This is a genomic window from Marinococcus halotolerans DSM 16375, assembly GCF_000420725.1.
GTDB lineage: Bacteria > Bacillota > Bacilli > Bacillales > Marinococcaceae > Marinococcus > Marinococcus halotolerans.
The window spans coordinates 1-2388 of record NZ_ATVM01000052.1; the positions used below are offsets into that span (position 1 = coordinate 1).

The 2388-nt window shown below is 26.9% G+C and carries 1 protein-coding gene; it reads right to left on the bottom strand.

What is annotated here, in order from left to right:
• Positions 1–429 precede the first annotated feature (429 nt).
• Positions 430–2388, bottom strand: a 1959-nt coding sequence (locus tag G548_RS0116820) for a hypothetical protein (RefSeq protein WP_211219006.1), incomplete at its 5' end; no start/stop codon positions are given.

The following is a 2388-nucleotide window of genomic DNA, read 5'->3' on the forward strand; positions in this document are numbered from 1 at the left end:
CAGGCCCAACATCAATTGGAAGACATGTTCCGACCGCAGGGTTAACTTCCCGGCTGGAAAAGGACAGCCGTTTACACAAAATTATTGACGGTCCCCTTGAGACATACATAGATTAATAGATTATTAATTTCACATACTATAATCATTTTATATAATTCAAAAATATAATTAGAGAAATGCATATAGTTCCAAATTAAAAATAAAATAAGCCAGCTCCAGAAACTAATTAGAACCTAAGGAAATGTTGTATTTCCTTAGGTAAATGAAAACATTTATTAATTTTTTATATCAAATAATTTAAAGGTATTATTTATGGTATGTGAAATTATTTAATTTTATAGACTATAAGCGAGTGAAATTATTCTGCTTATAGTTTCATTAAAAATGCAAACCAGGTAGTAGAAAAGACTATGTTAAATAGAATCCATTTTATTTTCTAATTTTTATTTGGACACCAAAGTCTTCAATCTTATCTATTACTAGTTTACTTTTATAATGAGTAGACAATAGTGGTATAAATTGTTCTTTTAATTGTTTCTCTGCTTCTGTAGTTCTTCTTTGCTTTTTCCTTAAATTCTTTGCTTCAATTACTCGAATAATGTCGGTGCTATGCTTAGGAGTAAAAATCAAACCATCTAGTTCACATACTGCTTTCTTGTCTTTATTTATAAATTTAATAGAGCCTAGATATACTATTATTAAACCTTTATAAGAAAATGATTCTAAACTAGCTTTAACAGCCTCTAATTCATGTATAGCGTTTTTATCATTTGGATTGTGTACTTGGTAGTCTTCAATATAATTGTTAACTTTCTTTAGTGTCTTTTTACTTCCATTTTCAATAATAAAAGGAGAAAAATCTTTAGAATAGTCAAATTCGCAAAAATAATCCTCGGATAATAAATTCCTAAAGAAATATGTAATGATTTTCTTTATTACTACTTCTTCAAGTCTACCATTGCTAACGTTCTCAAAAGAGTACTTATTATAAGAGAAATAATCTTCTAGCGCAGTTTGAATTATTTTTAGAGAGTTTTTTATTCGCTTACTATGGTTTAAATTTTTATTAATTGAATATACTGTTCTATATTTAGAAAAGCTTGGAGAAAAATTAAATGCAATATAACAATCTTTTCCTAATTTTCGGTTTATATCTATCTCTTTTTGAAAGACGTCTTGAGGAAAATATTCTCTATTTTTGATAAAAAAAGTAATACTTAAATTCTTTTCTTTATCCCACGGTATTTCTCCATCTGTTATTTTAAAATCTTCGTAAAAAGGTGAGCTAGACTTTTCAGAAATTAACTTTTTAATTTTAGATATTCCTTTACTTTCTCGGTCATTATCGAGATAATATTGCAATTTTGAGTTTATATCCATACTTCTATATGTACCCATTAATAAAGTGTTATTTTCTAGATAAAGTGTGTCTTCTAATAGATCATTTACCCTATCAAAAGCACCAATTAACCCAGAACTATACTTACTTAATTCGTCAATAAACAATTTTTCATTGAATAACACATTTTGTAAACTAATTGAAATAGGTATGTGAGAATAATGACTATCTAGAACTACGTAAGATACTTTTCTAATCTTATAATATATATCTAGCCATTTATCAGTCTCGTTGGAAAGAATTTTATGAATGATCTTTTCACATATAATTCTATAATCATCTAAATTTTCAGTTCTTGATAAAATAAATAATGTATTTATCCATTGAATCTTATAGGAGTCATTACTCGATAACAATTTATCTACTAGGCCTTTACCACTACTTTTCAAACCTCTTTTTAGACAATTTTTTAAATTATACTTATTTGTAAAAAGATAATGAAACCATACCTTATTACTTGAAAATGTATCTTTAAAATGGCCTAAATTCCCAAACAAAACTATTAATTCTAAAATTTCAGCCCCAGTTATTTTTTCCTCATAGGATAATTTAGGCACCTCTAGAAATGAGAAATTAAATTTTGATCCTAACCCCCACTCACTATTATTTTTTATAAAATTTATTAACATAAATTGTAACAATACATACTCATACCTAGTATAATGCGCCCCGCTATGAATAAATTTTATTGCTCCCAATTGGTTAATATTTTTTAATCTATTTTCAACGTTTAAATAATTATCACTATATAATTTGTTGACAAACGGATATATTGTAGGTGTTACGACTCCTATACCATTGATATTATATTCTAAATTGACACATTCCTCTTTTATTTTTAACTCCCCTTTTTTCAAATTTTTAACAACACTAATTATACTATTCATTTCGTTTGAGAGCGTAAAATATTTTGTGTAAACGATCGATCGCAAAAAAAGGAAGTCCTTTTCTAGTAGAATGAAGTTACCGACCACATCCATAGAAAAGAG